Annotated in this window: 11 protein-coding genes and 1 pseudogene; 6 read left to right on the top strand and 6 right to left on the bottom strand. The window is 40.5% G+C overall.

Features of this window, described 5'->3' with window-relative positions:
• The first annotated feature begins 12 nt into the window (after positions 1-12).
• Together KSO91_RS02930 and KSO91_RS02925 are read left to right on the top strand one after the other, a co-directional pair.
• Positions 13-1,308 (top strand): AsmA family protein, encoded by a 1,296-nt coding sequence (locus tag KSO91_RS02930; protein ID WP_238741172.1) that lies wholly within the window; start codon positions 13-15, stop codon positions 1,306-1,308.
• Between the two features lie 277 nt (positions 1,309-1,585).
• Positions 1,586-2,791, top strand: coding sequence for a Bcr/CflA family multidrug efflux MFS transporter (locus KSO91_RS02925; protein WP_238741170.1), 1,206 nt, complete (start codon positions 1,586-1,588; stop codon positions 2,789-2,791).
• Between the two features lie 162 nt (positions 2,792-2,953).
• On the opposite strand, the gene glnG is transcribed toward KSO91_RS02925, so the two are convergent.
• From glnG to glnA, 5 genes are all read right to left on the bottom strand, one after another.
• Positions 2,954-4,354, bottom strand: a complete 1,401-nt coding sequence (gene glnG / locus KSO91_RS02920) for a nitrogen regulation protein NR(I) (RefSeq protein ID WP_238741168.1) — start codon at positions 4,352-4,354, stop codon at positions 2,954-2,956.
• Positions 4,355-4,428: 74 nt separating this feature from the next.
• Positions 4,429-5,502: a nitrogen regulation protein NR(II) gene (gene glnL / locus KSO91_RS02915; RefSeq protein WP_238741166.1), complete on the bottom strand. Its 1,074-nt coding sequence runs from the start codon at positions 5,500-5,502 to the stop codon at positions 4,429-4,431.
• Positions 5,502-6,044 carry a DUF4124 domain-containing protein gene (locus tag KSO91_RS02910; protein ID WP_238741164.1) on the bottom strand — a complete coding sequence of 181 codons (543 nt, stop codon included), beginning with the start codon at positions 6,042-6,044 and terminating at the stop codon, positions 5,502-5,504. The genes glnL and KSO91_RS02910 overlap by 1 nt, the downstream gene beginning before the upstream one ends.
• A 238-nt stretch (positions 6,045-6,282) precedes the next feature.
• Positions 6,283-8,457: a glutamine synthetase III family protein gene (locus tag KSO91_RS02905; protein WP_238741162.1), complete on the bottom strand. Its 2,175-nt coding sequence runs from the start codon at positions 8,455-8,457 to the stop codon at positions 6,283-6,285.
• Positions 8,458-8,851: 394 nt separating this feature from the next.
• Entirely contained in the window at positions 8,852-10,270 is a 1,419-nt protein-coding gene (gene glnA, locus KSO91_RS02900) for a glutamate--ammonia ligase (protein WP_238741159.1), read from the bottom strand.
• 379 nt (positions 10,271-10,649) lie between these two features.
• Here glnA and typA point away from each other — a divergent pair, with 379 nt between their 5' ends.
• From typA to KSO91_RS02880, 4 genes are all read left to right on the top strand, one after another.
• Entirely contained in the window at positions 10,650-12,473 is a 1,824-nt protein-coding gene (typA, locus tag KSO91_RS02895) for a translational GTPase TypA (protein WP_238741157.1), read from the top strand.
• 119 nt (positions 12,474-12,592) lie between these two features.
• Complete coding sequence (locus KSO91_RS02890; protein WP_238741155.1) at positions 12,593-13,453, top strand: virulence factor BrkB family protein; 861 nt, start codon at positions 12,593-12,595, stop codon at positions 13,451-13,453.
• Positions 13,450-13,887, top strand: coding sequence for a D-aminoacyl-tRNA deacylase (gene dtd, locus KSO91_RS02885; protein ID WP_238741154.1), 438 nt, complete (start codon positions 13,450-13,452; stop codon positions 13,885-13,887). Before KSO91_RS02890 ends, dtd begins: the two co-directional genes overlap by 4 nt.
• 1,048 nt (positions 13,888-14,935) lie before the next feature.
• A complete protein-coding gene (locus KSO91_RS02880) occupies positions 14,936-17,662 on the top strand; it encodes an alpha-amylase family glycosyl hydrolase (protein ID WP_238741153.1) in 2,727 nt (908 codons plus the stop codon).
• Positions 17,663-17,705: 43 nt separating this feature from the next.
• On the opposite strand, the pseudogene KSO91_RS17840 reads toward KSO91_RS02880, so the two are convergent.
• Positions 17,706-17,800: pseudogene (locus KSO91_RS17840) on the bottom strand (IS982 family transposase); the annotation flags it as partial.

Raw genomic sequence — 17,800 nt, 5'->3', positions numbered from 1 at the left:
TAGGAAAAATAGATGAAACAATTTTTCATTATATCTACCTTATTACTCGCACTTTTTTTAGCCTCGCTAACATTGTTCTTTTGCACCTTTAATATCAATGATTACTCAGGGTGGATAGCGCAACAAATTGAAAAATCCACAGGCTATCAAATTAGTTTTGACGTAATTGAAAATAATCTTTGGCAAGATAGCAGCTTATCTATTTCAGGTTTATCCGCGGGGCGCGATCAACAGATACGATTCGATATACAGAAAATCAAGATAGAGATTGCAAGATTGGATCTTTGGAATCGCCACTTAGAACTTGGTTTAGTTGAACTGGCGGGCATTAATTTGCGTGTTAACCCGCTCTTTTTAGAGCATCCTGCCGTCGCGAAAAACAGCAGAGAAAAAAACATCGCTCAGATACAAGCCTTGCCTTGGGATAAATTATATATAAACAAATTACGCCTTTCTGATTTAAATGTCGCGGTAAGTGATGGGCAGCAAAGCTTGCTATTACAGCAGGCCATGCTCCGCTCTGATAATTTGTCTATTATCGATAACAAAAAACTGCTCGGCACCTTGTTTAAAGGAAATATGCACTTTGACTTTGCCAAATTGGCGATACAGTTAGCTGATTTGAGTGCATTAAGGGTTGATAATCTGTCATTATCTACTGAGCTGGATTTAGCTAAACTGCAGGGAACGCTGGCATTATCAGCCAAACATTTCGCATTTATAGGGCCAAACCAAGCTGGAATCAGTGCAGAGAACAGCTCAGTTGATCTGCAACTCGATAAAAATAAACTTACTTTAACATGTTTATTTAACAATATATTTTCTGGTGAGCTGGCGGTGCAAGCGGATGCGCGGTTATCTATTGCGCTTTTTCCTGCCCCTGATTTTTCTATAGAACGCTTGCAGGTCGAGTCGTTATTGCTTAAAAATATGAATGTAACCATTCCTGCTTTTATGGCTGCACCTGGGGATGATGTGGCTATTAAGAACAATGAAAAACAGAAACTGCCGATTAAAACGCTATTTTTGAAACAGCTCACGGTACAAAATTTAAATATCCTCAGTGAAGAAAGGCAGATTCCTTTAACCGTAAAAGGGCTAAACAGTCGTATTGATGATTTCTACCTGCTGCAAAATAATCAACGGGTTGGTTTATCTGAACAAGATAATCAAGCAGGCATGTTTATGTTGAAAGTTGATTATTTACAATGGGCTGATAGCGTTATAGAGGCGTTGCAAGTCTCAGGTAGCCTGACTGAAAATGATCAAGCCAAAGGGCTATTGGAGCTGCTTAAAAATGATTTTTAATAGGCTGTAAATAACTTTATGGGGATCATCTTGCGTGGATCTCGGATTGCTGCAGCCCCGTTTTATTAGCATCCATTTCTGCGCTTACTTGCCACATCCCCTAAAAATTATAAATAATATTATCTAACAACTTATTGTTCACAAGATGAAGCGCTATCATTTTATTACTGATATTATGTGATCTTGATCTTGCTGCACTCAATAACCACCATTAATTAGTCTCTGTTATGATTTTAGTGAATAAAAACTTTGAGTCGCACGAGTCTAGGAGTCGCCTATGCGTCTACAAACCACCCCGCTCAGTTTTTTACTGATTATTATTCTAGGTGCAATCGCTGCATTAACCCCCTTTGCTATTGATATGTACCTCCCTGCGATGCCCTCAATATCGAATGAGTTTTCAGTCTCTGCGGGTGATATTCAGTTTACGTTAACGGCTTATATGGCAGGTTTTGCAATCGGGCAGTTACTGCATGGGCCATTGGCTGATAGCTTCGGACGTAAGCCTGTCCTCTTAATAGGCATCCTGTTTTTTACTTTAGCTTCTGTTTTTAGTGCAATTTCACCGAATATTGAAATATTAACTTGGATGCGTGTCGCACAAGGATTTGCTGGCGCGGCTGCAGCTGTAGTGATTCAGGCGATTGTACGTGACATGTTTGAAAAAGAAGAGTTTGCACGTACCATGTCATTTATTGTACTGGTCATGACATTAGCGCCACTTATCGCACCATTGCTGGGGGGGTATATGACCATTTGGTTTGGTTGGCGCTCAATTTTTTGGTTAATTGCACTGATCGCGCTGGTGGTGATTGTTGCTATCTCTTTTAAGATTCCAGAAACACTACCCATTGATAAGCGCCATCCGTTTAGAGTGCATTCAGTGCTGCGCAATTATAGGTCATTGGTTGTGAGTGCGGATGCCATGCTGTTAATTTTAACCGGGGCACTCTCCTTTGCGGGCATGTTTGCATTTTTAACCGCTGCTTCATTTATCTTTGTTGAGTTACATAACGTTGCTATTGAACATGTCGGCTATCTGTTTGCCCTAAATGTTTTTGCAATGATGGTAATGACAGTCGTTAATGGCCGCCTAGTACGCGCTAAAGGCTCTCAATGGATGCTAAAACTAGGGTTAACCATTCAGCTTGTTGGTGCTATTTTACTGTTGTTAGGGCAAATTGCTAATTTAGGGCTTTGGGGGGTTGTATTACCGGTGATGTTATATGTCAGTGCAATATCAACGGTTGGCAGTAATTCGATGGCGATCTTATTAAATGACTACCCCTGGATTGCGGGTACAGCATCTTCACTTTCTGGCACGTTACGCTTTGGCTTAGCGGGCGTCGCTGGCGCGGTGATCTCATTTTTACCGGCAACATCAAGTTGGCCGATGGTCGTTGTTATCTGTTGCTGCGCAATTTTAGGATTTGCCTGTTTTTTACTAAGAAATGCCAAACAACAGAAGGGTGTAAGCCAGTAAAATAGAGAGATATAGCTTGGCGTTGTTAAGGAAGGCGTGATGGATTGTTATTGCGTAAAGAAAAGCCGCGCCATTAATTTTTCAATTAATGGCGCGCATCAGTAATGCAATAATAATGGCCCCGAGCAGGGCCACAGTAGTCGTAAAACTTTAAATGAGCAGTTAGTCCATGCTAAATTCTTTTAATTTACGAGTGAGTGTATTTCTTCCCCAACCGAGTAGTTTTGCGGCTTCCTGCTTTTTTCCTTGAGTGAAGGTGAGTGCAGCTTGCAGCATTATTTTTTCAAACTCTGGCAACGCATTAGCAAGAAGATTCTCTTCACCGCGCTTTAACTCAGCTAAGGTCCATAACTTTAAGTTTCGCTGCCATAGTGGACTTTCACCGTCACTTTTGTGCGTTTCTTGCGAACTCAATTCGGGTGGCAGATCTGAAATATGCACCTCTTGTCCACTCGCCATCACCGTTAACCAACGGCAAACATTTTCCAGTTGACGGACGTTCCCTGGCCAGGGTAGTTGGCTTAAATATTCTTTTGTTTCAGTTGTGAGCTGCTTACTATCGACATTTAGTTCTGCCGCGATATTATTTAAAAAATGCTGTGCCAATAAGCTGATATCTTCACGCCGCTCTTTTAATGCGGGTAGCTGTAAGCGAATAACATTAAGACGATGAAATAGATCTTCACGGAAATCACCACTGAGCACCTTTTTCTCGAGATTTTGATGGGTGGCTGCAATAATGCGCACATCCACTTTCATCCCCTGATGCCCACCAACGCGGTAGAACTGGCCATCGGCAAGTACGCGTAATAAACGGGTTTGCACATCAAGTGGCATATCACCTATCTCATCTAAAAACAGCGTGCCACCATCTGCTTGTTCGAAGCGACCTTGACGATTATGTGCGGCACCGGTAAACGCTCCTTTTTCATGACCAAACAGCTCAGCCTCAATCAACTCTCTGGGTATGGCGGCCATATTCAGTGCGATAAAGGTTTTCTCTTTGCGCGGGCTATGTTTATGCAGTGCATGGGCTACTAGCTCTTTACCTGTACCAGATTGACCATTAATTAAGACACTCATGCTGGAACGAGATAATCGCCCGATAACACGGAAAACTTCTTGCATTGCTGGGGCTTCACCGATAATTTCGGGCATTGATACAATTTTTTCAGCGGGTTTTTTCTTCTGCTTTAATTCTAAGCTGTGGCTGATAGCACGTTGAATTAATGCGGTGGCCTCGTGGATATCAAAAGGTTTAGGAAGATACTCAAATGCTCCGCTTTGGTAAGCATTAACTGCGCTGTCTAAATCGCTGTGCGCGGTCATTATAATAATAGGAATTAAAGGAAAACGTTCGTGAATTCGCTCCATTAAAGCGAGGCCATCAATACCCGGCATGCGGATATCGGAAATAATAACCTCGGGCTGTTCGATTTGCAGCTGCTGCCACAAACATTCACCATCAGAAAAACTGGCATATTCAATTTTTTCAGCTTTTAATGTTCGCTCTAAAACCCAACGAATCGCGTGGTCATCATCCACAATCCAAGCTGTTGCCATCTGTTATGTCCTTTTTAAACTGTTATTGTAAAATAGTGTTAGTGACGCGCTAGGAAGAATCCCACATCTTTACTTTATAGTATCATCGGTAAGTAGATAAGAAATTCAGTATTGCCTGTTGTACTGTGGCACTCGATGCGCCCATTATGTTGTTTAATTAACTCTTGTGCAATGGAAAGCCCTAAACCCGTGCCATCACTTCGGCCCGTCACCATCGGATAAAAGAGCGTATCTTTTAATTGTTCAGGGATTCCTGGACCATTATCAATAATTTTAATTTCAGCTGTCAGGCGTTGCGGTAAACCATTGATAGTTATTTGGTGCGCGGTACGTGTCTTTAATGTGATTTTAGAATGCTGCTTTGCACCTGAGCTGAGTGCTTGCACGGCATTCTGAATAATGTTTAAGAACGCTTGCTGTAGTTGATCGGGTTGCATTTCGAAGTCCGGAATACTGGGATCGTAATCAACTTTGATGTTAATAAAATCTGGTAGATCTAAACACACTAATTTGCGTACTTTTTCGAGTACTGAATGGATATTATGGGTCGCGCGCAAGCCGATCTTTTGTGGTCCCAATAAACGGTTAACCAATGCATTTAAGCGGTCTGCTTGTTCGATAATAATTTGTGTAAACTCTTTCAGCTCAGGATTACTAAGTTCACTTTCTAATAGTTGCGCCGCGCCGCGTAATCCCCCTAACGGATTCTTTATCTCATGGGCGAGTCCACGGACCAGATCTTGAGCTGCTTTTTGTTGATGCTCCTGATAATGAACTTGACTGAATTTACGCTGTTGTTCAATACAACGCATCTCAATAATGACGTAGTCAGTGTTAGCAAAATTGAGGTAAGTGGCACTTAATGCAATTAAAACAGGGTGGCCCTCAATACGCAGAGTCACTTCATTCTCAGTAAAAGAATTTCTATTAACAAAAATGTTTTGGATAGATGTTGGCTTGAAATGATAGTGTCTGGCGAGTTGCAGCAAGCTCTGCTGATAGAGACGCTGTTTACTTTGTGATAGTAATAACTCACTGGCGGGGTTAGCGTAAATCAGTTTAAAGTCAGCGCTAATAACCACAAAAGCTGTATTTGCCTCTTCAAGCAACGCCAGGGGTAGTTCATTATTGCCATTGAAAGATAACATTATTGAAGGTTGCCAACCGCAACACGTTGCAAATGCACTGTGACTATCTGCGTTTTAGTGAGTAGTGCCCCATCTTCATCGAGTAGTTGAACTTGCAGTTGGTGGGTGCCTCGATCAATATTCTGGGCGCTGATGGAAGGAGATATTTGTGGCTCTCCAAGGGCTTTTCCATCTAAAAATAGCTGCAGTTTTTGATTGTTTTTTTTCTCTGGCGTAGTGGATACCTGGATATTAATGGTTCCTGCATTACTACGCAGGGCGACATCATCTAGTGGCGACGTAATAGTCGCTTGGTATTCAATGGCTGTTTTTTGTAGTTGATCAAGCGCAGTAGGAGTGTCTTTCTTTGGTTTTGTCACTTGACTGTGCAATAATAAATTTTGATGACTGATACTGATCTCTTTTGCGCCAGGTGGAGCCGTGTCTGAAAAATAGCTTTTCCCCTGCTCATCAACCCAGTGATAAATTTTAGTGTCGGCTAGTGCTGTGGCAGAAGAAAAAATAAAGATCAGTGCGGATAAGCATAATGTAAAGCGTTTCATAATAAGATACCTCAAATACAAGAGTGGTAATTGTGGAGTAGGAATAGCACTCTGGCAATAAAAAACCCGCACCACTGTGGGTTTAATCACTGAATATTTAGATCGCTTAAAAAACCTTCAACCGGTCTGCTTTAACGTTGTAATTGTTCTTCGGTAGAAAATACAAAAGAGCCTATTAAAGAAGCTCTTTTGTATCAAAATAGTGAAAGGCCAGTCACACTTTGACCTTTAAATAAATTTATTTGATAAATAACATTTCGTGATACTTAGGTAGTGGCCATAGTTCATCTGCTACCATAGTTTCAAGTAGATCCGCATGTACACGTACCTCATCCATTAGACCGCGGATAACATCTGCACAGAAACGCATGTGCGCTTCAGTATCAGCAAAGTCATGTGTTGCAATTGCCTTACTAAGCGTGCCAACAGCAGCCATCATGGCATTACTTTCAGCCGCGATTGAAGTCGCAAGTGATGTCTCAAGTTCGATACCCAAATCTGCCATTGCAGTCGCGGTTAAACCAAGCTCAGATAAATAGCTAATCGCTGCAGGGTAAATTTTAGTGGTCGCTATATCAACCACTAATTTAGCTTCGACTTCAATCGCAAGAACATACTGTTCAGCGTAGACTTCATAGCGGCTTTCTAATTCAACTGGTGAGAATACGCCCGTTTTTTCAAAAAGTTCTACAATATAATCTTCACGTAAAGCAGGTAATGCATCCGCCGTTGTCGGTAGATTTTTCAATCCATGCTTTTCAACAGCTGCTTTATGCCATTCTTCGGAATAACCATCACCACCAAAGATAACATTGCCATGAAGTTCCATAAGCTCTTGTAATACAGTAATAACTGCAATATTTTGGTCTGCAGAATCGGCTAAAGCAGCTTCTAATTTTTCAGCAATCCAGTTTAATGAGTCAGCAAGCATGGTGTTCATTGCCACTAATGGACCTGAAACCGATTGTGATGAACCCACTGCGCGAAACTCAAAACGATTACCGGTGAATGCGAAAGGTGAAGTTCTGTTACGATCACCAGGATCACGTTCAAAATGAAGGATTTGTGATAAACCAAGATCCATCACACCTGCGGCAGCCGCTTCGGTTAATTTACCTGCTTTAATATCATTAAAGACAGCTTCTAGCTGTTCACCTAAGTACACAGAAAGGATTGCCGGTGGCGCTTCATTCGCACCTAAACGATGATCGTTAGAGGCGGTGGCAATAACGGCACGTAATAAGGGACCATATTTATGCACGCCACGAATAACGGCACCACAGAAGAGTAAGAAATTAAGATTGGCATGTGGAGTACTGCCTGGATCTAACAAGTTTCCTTGTGTACTGTTGCCCACTGACCAATTAACATGTTTACCTGAGCCGTTAATACCTGCAAATGGTTTCTCATGTAATAAACACAGAAAACCATGTTCTTTGGCTGTACTTTTCATCAGCGTCATCAGCAATTGCTGGTGATCTGCTGCAACGTTAGCGTTTTCATAATAAGGTGCGATTTCAAATTGACCTGGCGCCACCTCGTTATGATGCGTTTTAGCTGGAATGCCTAACTTATACAGTTTATTTTCAAAGTCTTGCATAAATACTTGCACACGCTCAGGAATTGCGCCGAAGTAATGATCATCAAATTGCTGTCCTTTTGCTGGTGGCGCACCAAATAAGGTTCTGCCTGCTAGTAATAGATCTGGGCGCGCATTAGCAAAGTTTTCATCAACTAAGAAATATTCTTGTTCCGCCCCACAGCTTGAATTAATCGGTGCGATATTAGTTTCACCCATCAATTTAAGGACTTTATTTCCGGCTTCATCCATGGCTGAAATTGAGCGTAAAAGTGGGATTTTTTTATCGAGAGCTTCACCCGTCCAAGACATAAATACGCTTGGGATCATTAAGGTTGAGCCATTAGCTGTATGCATAATATAAGCTGGGCTTGTAGGATCCCATGCAGTATAACCACGTGCAGCATTGGTCATGCGCAAACTACCATTCGGGAAAGATGATCCGTCTGGTTCGCCTTTAATTAATAAGCTACCGGTAAATTCGGTGATCGCACCACCATCAGAATTGGTGATGATAAAACCATCATGCTTTTCTGCGGTAATGTTAGTCATAGGATAAAAAATGTGTGAATAAAATTTAACACCTTTTCCAAGTGCCCAGTCTTTCATTGCAGCTGCAACAACATCAGCAGTTGCCGCGTCTAATGCGCCGCCAGTCTGAACCGTTTTCTTAATTGCTTTAAAAGCATTTTTTGATAACGCTTCTTCCATTTTTTGCAGGTTAAAAACGTCTTCGGCCCAAATTTTGCTCAATGGCTCAGGGGTACTGACCAATGTTGGTGCGCGATTAGTAATTTGCTCAATCGCTTGAAGACGGGTTTGGTTTCCACTCATGTAGGGCTCCTTCCTTATAAATTGTGGGCTTTATGATATCAGCCTAGTTATTTTTAAATTTAAAAATTGTTAATATCTGTAATTGTAGCAAGAATCAGACCAACTAACGCTCGAGTCGTATGCTTTGCTCCGTGTTATACAAGAAGAAGGTGTTTTTTGATTGTTGTAGCAGCGGGTTATTGAAGCATCGCTATTTAATTAATCGCTAGCCGTGTGAAACTGAGGATAACGCTTTCACCTCATTTTGGTGTTCCTCCATAGGGCGTTTTTTTGAGGGGGATTTATAAAAAAAAGGAACAATAAAATTGTTCCTTTTTTTGAATTTATCACGCTGAAAAGACGCAATAGCCTTTTATAAGGCTACGCTAATGCGTAGTCCTAAAGCGGCTGGAGATTATACGCTATAGTATAATTCAAACTCTTTTGGATGTGTGGCACGAGAAACAGCCTCACATTCGCCTATTTTAAGCTTGATATAGGCATCAATTGCGTCATTAGAAAATACGCCGCCAGCCGTTAAAAAGTCACGATCTGCATCCAGTGCAGCAAGTGCCTCTTCAAAAGAAACTGCAACTTGTGGTATTGCATCCGCTTCTTCTTTCGGTAGGTCGTAAAGATCTTTATCAAGTGACTCGCCAGGGTGGATCTTGTTTTTGATACCATCAAGGCCAGCCATCAGCATCGCTGAAAAACCTAAGTATGGGTTCATTGTCGGATCTGGGAAACGCACTTCAATACGTGCGGCTTTTGCAGATGGCACGACTGGGATACGGATTGATGCGCTACGGTTTCCGGCAGAGTAAGCGAGCATAACCGGTGCTTCGAAATGGGGTACTAATCGCTTGTACGAGTTAGTTGACGCATTGGTAAACGCATTCAGTGCTTTCGCATGCTTGATAATACCGCCAATATAGTAAAGCGCCATTTCAGACAGACCGCCGTACTGGTCGCCAGAGAAGAGGTTAACGCCATCTTTACCTAGAGACTGGTGACAGTGGTTGCCTGAGCCATTATCGCCGATAATAGGTTTTGGCATAAAGGTAGCTGTTTGCCCATAGGCATGAGCAACATTATGGACAACATATTTGTAGATTTGTAGTTCGTCGGCTTTTTTAACCATGGTATTAAAGCGGCAAGCGATTTCATTCTGACCCGCTGTTGCAACTTCGTGGTGATGTGCTTCAACAACAAGCCCCATCTCTTCCATAATTAAACACATCGCGCTGCGGATATTTTGCGCTGAATCGACAGGTGCGACTGGGAAATAACCGCCTTTAATGCCAGGACGGTGACCTGTATTGCCTTCTTCGTATGATGTGCCTGAATTCCATGCCGCTTCTTTTGCATCAATTGAGAAGAATGCACCTTGCATCGTATTACCGTATTTGACGTCGTCAAATAGGAAAAACTCTGGTTCAGGACCAAATAAAACTGTGTCAGCGATGCCCGTTGAACGCATATATGCTTCAGCACGTTTAGCAACAGAGCGAGGATCTCTATCGTACCCTAACATGGTTTTTGGCTCGAGTACGTCACAGCGTAGGTTAAGCGTTAAATCATCTGTGAATGGATCAATTACAGCTGTTTCAGGAACAGGCATCAGAACCATATCTGAATCTTGAATTCCTTTCCATCCGGCGATTGATGAACCATCGAACATTTTACCATCTTCGAAAAAGTCTTCCGTAATTTGGTGAAATGGAACTGATACGTGCTGCTCTTTACCATGGGTATCAGTAAAGCGTAAATCAACGAATTTAACATCTTGCTCTTTAATTAGATCAAGAACATCTTGTGCTGTTTGTACTGACATGTTGAGAACCTCAATTGGCGTTAAATATGAGGGATAACCATAGCAAAAATATTTTATAACTCAAGCGCGTTAGTGAGATAGTAATAAGAATTTGTTGTTAATCATTTTTTAAAACGAGTAAAAAACGCAACAAGCGCACCAACTTGGTGCTTTAGTGCCTCTTGTTGGTGCTGTTGTCATTTTTTCTGATCGGTGAACAGTTAAAATAGCGATTAATTGCCTGATAAGTTAATTGTGACGTAGTTAAAACTTTCTATTTTTTTTATTCTGGTTACAATGTGCGCGTTATACCAATTAGATAAATGTAACGCAGAGATCTCTCTCTCGTTTTATTTATTTAATTGGTATTTTTAAATTAATTGTTACTTTGAGGCTCATCATGTCGTTAGAAAAATTAAGAAATATTGCCATTATTGCCCACGTCGACCACGGTAAAACAACGCTAGTTGATAAACTTTTACAGCAATCAGGTACATTAGATTCCCGTGGTGGTTCTGAAGAGCGCGTAATGGACTCTAACGATTTAGAGAAAGAACGTGGCATTACTATCCTGGCTAAAAACACCGCAATTGTTTGGCATGACTACCATATCAATATCGTAGACACACCGGGACACGCCGATTTTGGTGGTGAAGTAGAACGTATTTTATCTATGGTAGACAGTGTTTGTCTTATTGTTGATGCTGTTGATGGCCCTATGCCACAAACACGCTTCGTAACGCAAAAAGCATTTGCTCACGGCCTTAAGCCGATTGTTGTTATCAATAAAGTCGACAAACCAGGTGCTCGACCTGAGTGGGTAATGGATCAAGTGTTTGATCTTTTTGATAATTTAGGTGCGACGGATGAGCAGTTAGATTTCCAAGTCGTTTACGCATCAGCGCTAAATGGCTGGGCAAGTAATGATATGGAAAAAACTACTGAGAATATGGAAGATTTATTCCAAACTATTGTAGACAGTGTTGCACCGCCTGAAGCGGATCGCGATGGTGATTTCCAAATGCAAATCTCTCAGCTAGATTATAACTCCTATGTTGGTGTTATCGGTGTCGGCCGTATTACGCGTGGTAATGTAAAAGTTAACCAACAAGTCACCATTATTGGTGCTGACGGTAAAAAACGTAACGGTAAAGTCGGTCAGGTACTCGGTTACCTAGGTCTTGAACGTAATGACATTGAGATTGCTGAAGCGGGTGATATTGTTGCCATCAGTGGTTTAGGCGAACTTAAAATATCGGATACTGTGTGTGCGCAAAACAATGTTGAGGCTTTACCGCCACTAAGCGTTGATGAGCCAACTGTTACCATGACTTTCCAAGTAAACAATTCTCCATTCTGTGGTAAAGAGGGTAAATTTGTTACTTCTCGTAATATCCTTGAGCGCTTACAAAAAGAGTTAGTACATAACGTTGCGCTTAGAGTTGAAGAAACTGTCGATCCTGATAAATTTAAAGTATCTGGTCGTGGTGAATTACATTTAGGTATCTTGATTGAGAATATGCGTCGCGAAGGTTTCGAACTGGCTGTTTCTCGTCCAGAAGTGATCGAACGAATGATTGATGGTCAATTACATGAGCCAATGGAAACATTAACGGTTGATGTTGAAGAGCAAAATCAAGGTTCAGTAATGGAGCAGTTAGGCATCCGTAAAGCGGAACTAACTAACATGACGCCAGATGGTAAAGGCCGTGTGCGTTTAGACTTTATTATTCCAAGTCGTGGTTTGATCGGTTTCCAAACTGAGTTTATGACATTAACGTCTGGATCTGGTCTGCTATACCACTCATTTGATCATTACGGCCCACATAAAGGCGGTACTATTGGTCAACGTCAAAATGGTGTAATGGTTTGTAACCAAACAGGTAAAGCTGTTACTTACTCGTTATTCTTCTTGCAAGAACGTGGTCGTTTATTCCTTGGTCATGCGACAGAAGTATATGAAGGTCAAATCATCGGTATTCATAACCGTTCTAATGATTTAACGGTTAACTGTATTCGTGGTAAACAGCTAACTAACGTGCGTTCATCAGGTACAGATGAAGCGCAAACACTTTCACCAGAAATAATTTTGACACTTGAGCAGGCGCTTGAATTTATCGATATTGATGAATTAGTGGAAGTCACGCCAAAAAGCATTCGTATTCGTAAGAAATTACTTACTGAAAACGAACGTAAACGTGCGGCTCGTCCAGCTAAAGCTTAATGCGTTAGTAATAACGTATAAGTAAGGTCTTACTTCGGTAAGGCCTTTTTTTTTATCTGTAATTTCGTCATATAGTATAGAATAGAGAGAGAATCACTTTTCGACTTAGGATAAACAAGATGCAATTGAGTAAGCAATTAGTTTTAGACAAAAGTAAGACGGCATACTTATACTTAATTTTTTTGTGGCAACGTAGTCGGCAAGATAATATTAAGGTACCAGCAGGTCATCTTGCCTACGTTACTCTTTTATCTATCGTGCCGTGTTTAGCGGTTGTCTTTTATATGTTATCTGCTTTCCCGATGTTTTCTGAACTCAATAAAATTATCGAAGATCTTATCTATAATAACTTCGTGCCGACTTCGAGTGGTGCAATTAAAGTACATATGAGCGGTTTTATTGAAAATACTAAAAAAATGAGCATGATGGGGATCGCTTCATTAATCGTTATCGCCTTATTGCTGATATCCTCTATTGATCAAACCATTAACCGTATTTGGCGCTGCACTCATAAGCGTTCGCTGGTGCAAGCTTTTACCATTTATTGGACTATTTTGAGCCTAGGGCCAATTATTATTGGTAGTAGTATCGCTTTGAGCTCTTACCTCTTTACCAGTTTCCACGAGGTCGGTTTCCTTTCATTGGGGCAGAAATTACTCAGCTTGATGCCATTTATTTTTAGCTGGCTTGCTTTCGCCGGTGTGTATACTTTAGTGCCGCATCAGCGTGTAAGATTTCGTTATGCATTAATTGGTGGCTTGATAGCCGCTATACTATTTAATTTTGCAACCGATCTTTTCCGTTTATATATTACCCATTTTCCTTCTCAACAGATAATTTATGGTGCATTGGCGGTGATTCCAATTCTTTTTATCTGGACCTATTTTAGCTGGTTAATTGTATTAATTGGTGCTGAAGTGACTTCTACACTGGAAGAGTTTCTACACCCAAAGGACGATGATCAAGGTGTGGATATATGATTGCGTTAATTCAGCGAGTTAGTTATGCAAAAGTGGTAGTGGCAGGCGTCACTGTCGGTCAAATTGAAGGCGGTTTGTTAGTTTTGTTAGGGATTGAAAAAGGGGATGAAGATAAAAAATGCAAGCGTCTTGCACAGCGTGTTTTAGCTTACCGAATTTTTGCCGACAGTGAGGATAAAATGAATCTTAATGTGCAGCAGGCGGGTTGTAGCTTATTGGTTGTTTCGCAATTTACGCTAGCTGCTGAAACAAATAAAGGTAATCGGCCGGGATTTTCTAATGGTGCAGAACCAGCTGAAGCAAATCGACTTTATGAGCTGTTTAATGAAAATTGCCGTACCACAGGTATTGCTGTTGAAACGGGGATTTTTGCAGCGGATATGCAGGTCAGTTCAACCAATGATGGGCCGGTAACATTTTGGTTGCAGGTTTAATATTTAATAAACTTCACCTGACTTTTAGTACGTATATTTTCTTGGGTTATTGATAAAAGTCGTTGAATGTATTCACTTTATGTTTATAGTTGATCACCTCATTTTTAATGTGACATCCGTATAATATCAAGTCAATTAATTAGCGGGTCAAACTTGCCCAATCACGGCAAGATCATTATAAATTTTGATGCCTGCGAAAGAAAGTCTACTTGGTGGTAAGCAAAAAATCGTTATATTTTCTCCGGATGTTAGTGATTTTCGTGTTGCTAAACCAAGTCATACTGATATGGCAATATCTATTGCGTTAGAGACTTCTTGTAGGTAGATATAAATTACAAAAAGAGTTGGGCGTAGCTGAGTCAAAAGGAAAATCAGCAAATGAATGACCCGCGAGAGCTCACTATACTGTTACCGAGAAGATAACGAATGCAAGTTTATCTTCATCTTTCACTAAATGCCACGCACACAAAAGTAAGAAAGATACGTTTGTCCTGCGCATTGTGATTTTAAAGCAACTGTGTCTGTAAATTTAAAGCTATATCAACGACCCACGCTCCCTTTTGCAAAAACAATTCATTGAAAAACAGATAATAAAGCCGATGATTTTTGCGACTAACCGCTCGTTTTAATTGATTTGTTTTTATTTTTAAAAAATATGCCGCTTAAAAATTGCACAACAAAAAAATTACTCTACCATTCCAAATCAGTGTAAATGAGATTAATTCTAATGAATAGATCAGTAATAAATCTTGATTGGCATTGAAAACAGAAAGCGACTTATTAAAACAGTTATTTTTTAAATCGCTTTCAATCTAATTGCTCTGTTGTTATCTCGAATTTTATTAATAATTATTAAAAATAAAAATCTTGTTTAGTAAAATTTTTTGCTAAAAACGACATTGCTTATTATACCTAACTCACTTAAAAATATGGATATTGGGCTCTGCGTGAATGCAGGAACAAGACATAATCTTTTTATGAATTGCGAAAGACCCTATTGGCAGTGGCTAGGTATGCCTAAACTGTAAAGAAAAAGGATTTCTTAACAATGAAAAAAGTAATTTTTATAGGTTTAATGACGCTCTCATTAACAACACAGGCCAGTTGGTATTTCCGGGGGACCGCAAATGATTGGCAGGCCACTGCAATGGAAACTACTGATAATATTAATTTTTGTACGCAGCAAAGCTTTGCTAATCTATCACCGCGTTTCAAAATTGACCATTACGCGGATTGGAGTGAAAATTACCCCTCTGTCGATGTCACTGTTGAGGGAAATACGACTTATGATATCTGTTTCAATGAAAGCAGCAAGCAGATAACCAAGACAATCGTTAATGGTGTCGATAATACGGCCCCAATCGCGACGGCATCCATTACCGCTGGCACTTATAATAGTAGTCAACAAATCACTTTGAACGTAACTGATAATCAAGATGACGCGCCATTATTGTACTGTACAACTGATGGTTCTATGCCAACCATAATATCGCCAATCTGTAACTCACAAATATTTAACGCGACAGATATTAATGGAGCTGGGGTCGATTTAGCAATTAAAGCGCTTGCAGTAGATGTATCGGGTAATAGTGCCATTTATGACTTTGATTATACGATTGCAGTAACTCAAGAAACTTGGTATTTCCGTGGTACCTCGAATAATTGGATTGCGACTGCAATGGACTCGACGGATAATCTTAATTTTTGTACGCAGCAGAGTTTTGCCAATGTGAATCCGCGTTTTAAAATTGATCATTACGCCGATTGGACGGAAAACTACCCCGCAGCAGATGTGACTGTAACGGGTGATGCAACCTATGATATCTGTTTTAATGCCACTACTAAGCAAATTACCAAAACAGAAGTCGGTGGTGTTGATAAGACCGCTCCTGTCGTCAGTGCATCCCCTTCAGCTGGTAGTTATAATAGTAATCAACAAATTTCCTTAAGTGTCTCTGATAATCAGGATAATGCGCCATTATTGTATTGCACAACGGATGGCTCAACACCAACAACGCTATCTTCTGCTTGTAATTCACAAACATTTTCTGCGCTAGATATTAATGAATCTGGTTTTGATTTAACACTTAAAGTACTGGCACTCGATGCTTCGGGTAATAATGCTATTTATAGTTTTAATTACAGTATTGGTGTACAGAGCGTTAGTAATGATTTCCGCGGAGAAAACGTTTATTTTATTATGACTGACCGTTTTGCCGATGGTGATACCAGCAATAATAATATCTGGGGTGATGAATATTTACCTAATGGTGCTGCAGATAAGTACAACACCAATACCAGTAAAACGGGGCCCTTATCTTATTACCATGGTGGGGACTTTAAAGGCATCATGGATAACCTTGATTACATTCAAGGTATGGGATTTACCGCCATTTGGATAACACCCGTGGTTAAGCAACCAGAAGGACGTCGTTTTAATGCTAACGATCCTTATGAAGCGTCTGCTTTTCATGGCTACTGGGGCTATGATTTTGACCAAATAGACCCGCATCTACATTCATCGGGTAAAGATAATGATGGTTGGAATGATTTCGATGCATTGGTGGAAGCGTTGCATGCACGTGGTATGAAATTAATGCTCGATATTGTGGTTAATCATGGGCAACCGGGCTCTTCTGTTGTCGGTTCAAAAAGTAAATGGGCAGATCGCGCGCTAGAAATTATTATGGATGGTCAAACGTGGAACTGGGAAACGAATGATCCCTATATGGATGGCGCTCTAAATGGTTTCTTTAGTTATGCCAGTACGGGTAACACTTGGCTTATTGATCTGCTTGATTTTAATGAGCATGGCGATAACGATCAAAATGCCACTAAACATCTTATAAATGTTTACGAACGTTTTATTGACCATGGTGTTGATGCGTTCCGTATTGATACTGTGTCTTATATGAGCGCGGCTTTTTGGGAACGATTTACACTGGCGATGGACGAGCATGCACGTAGTTTAGGCAATGATAATTTCTATATGTGCGGCGAAGCTTGGACAGGGGATCGCGCCTCTGCTGTTGATCTTATTTATAATGGCGAGGGTAAAAAATTCCATATGTTAGATCTTCATGGATCGTCTATGGATTTCCCTGGATGGATGGGGAAAGCCTTTAAAGGTGAAGCGGGTTTTGATGATGAGAATGGTTATGCACGTATCGCTGGTGTAAATGGTGATGCGTCGGGTATCTATGATCCGACTTATCTCTCTACATTTGTTGATAATCATGATGTTACTCGTGCCAATGGTATCCTTAATGAGGCTCAATATATGAACAATTTAAACTTTGTTTATCTATTTAGAGGATTACCTATTGTCTTTTACGGAACAGAGGTACTTTATTCTAGCTGGCCACATTATATCACCACCACTGAAAAAGAGGATGTCGTCGCGCGCTGGATGTTAGGCTCGGAAGGTATCAGCTATGCAAAAAATAATCAGCCGACTATGTATAAACACTTAAAAATGCTTAACAGCCTACGCAGTTCATCTGAGGCGCTACAAAAAGGTCAGCAGACGGATCTGTTAATGGCAGGCGATCATGCTGTTATTAAACGTGATTTAGGTAGTGCTGTCGCTTATGTGGCGATGACGAAAGGGTCTGCTTTTAATTACACGTTTACTGGTTTAAGTAACGGTACTTACCGGTTAATTACACCTGATACTGCTAATTCAACTTATAATGAACAAAGTATTAATGTTGTAAATGGTAGCTACTCAGTAAGTGTTGCCAGTAATGCATTTGTGGTGTTAGATAAAAAATAAAAATACTTAATTAACCTGAGATCTGGATAAGAAACTGCATTTATTAAGCTGTCATTACACCCGATTCGCTTGTTGACAGCTTAATGCATGGCTTCTGTTTTTTTACGCAGTAAGCTACTATTCCTGCAATAATATTAA

The sequence above is a fragment of the Psychromonas antarctica genome (assembly GCF_022267535.1).
Lineage (GTDB): Bacteria > Pseudomonadota > Gammaproteobacteria > Enterobacterales > Psychromonadaceae > Psychromonas > Psychromonas antarctica.
The sequence above is the reverse complement of the archived record's forward strand: the minus strand, read 5'-3'. Positions and strand labels throughout refer to the sequence as shown.

What these genes read in the sequence shown, in the direction of transcription:
- KSO91_RS02930 (WP_238741172.1), top strand. Translation starts at nt 13, where the DNA reads ATGAAACAATTTTTCATTATATCTACCTTATTACTCGCACTTTTTTTA.
- KSO91_RS02925 (WP_238741170.1), top strand. Translation starts at nt 1,586, where the DNA reads ATGCGTCTACAAACCACCCCGCTCAGTTTTTTACTGATTATTATTCTA.
- glnG (WP_238741168.1), bottom strand. Translation starts at nt 4,354, where the DNA reads ATGGCAACAGCTTGGATTGTGGATGATGACCACGCGATTCGTTGGGTT.
- glnL (WP_238741166.1), bottom strand. Translation starts at nt 5,502, where the DNA reads ATGTTATCTTTCAATGGCAATAATGAACTACCCCTGGCGTTGCTTGAA.
- KSO91_RS02910 (WP_238741164.1), bottom strand. Translation starts at nt 6,044, where the DNA reads ATGAAACGCTTTACATTATGCTTATCCGCACTGATCTTTATTTTTTCT.
- KSO91_RS02905 (WP_238741162.1), bottom strand. Translation starts at nt 8,457, where the DNA reads ATGAGTGGAAACCAAACCCGTCTTCAAGCGATTGAGCAAATTACTAAT.
- glnA (WP_238741159.1), bottom strand. Translation starts at nt 10,270, where the DNA reads ATGTCAGTACAAACAGCACAAGATGTTCTTGATCTAATTAAAGAGCAA.
- typA (WP_238741157.1), top strand. Translation starts at nt 10,650, where the DNA reads ATGTCGTTAGAAAAATTAAGAAATATTGCCATTATTGCCCACGTCGAC.
- KSO91_RS02890 (WP_238741155.1), top strand. Translation starts at nt 12,593, where the DNA reads ATGCAATTGAGTAAGCAATTAGTTTTAGACAAAAGTAAGACGGCATAC.
- dtd (WP_238741154.1), top strand. Translation starts at nt 13,450, where the DNA reads ATGATTGCGTTAATTCAGCGAGTTAGTTATGCAAAAGTGGTAGTGGCA.
- KSO91_RS02880 (WP_238741153.1), top strand. Translation starts at nt 14,936, where the DNA reads ATGAAAAAAGTAATTTTTATAGGTTTAATGACGCTCTCATTAACAACA.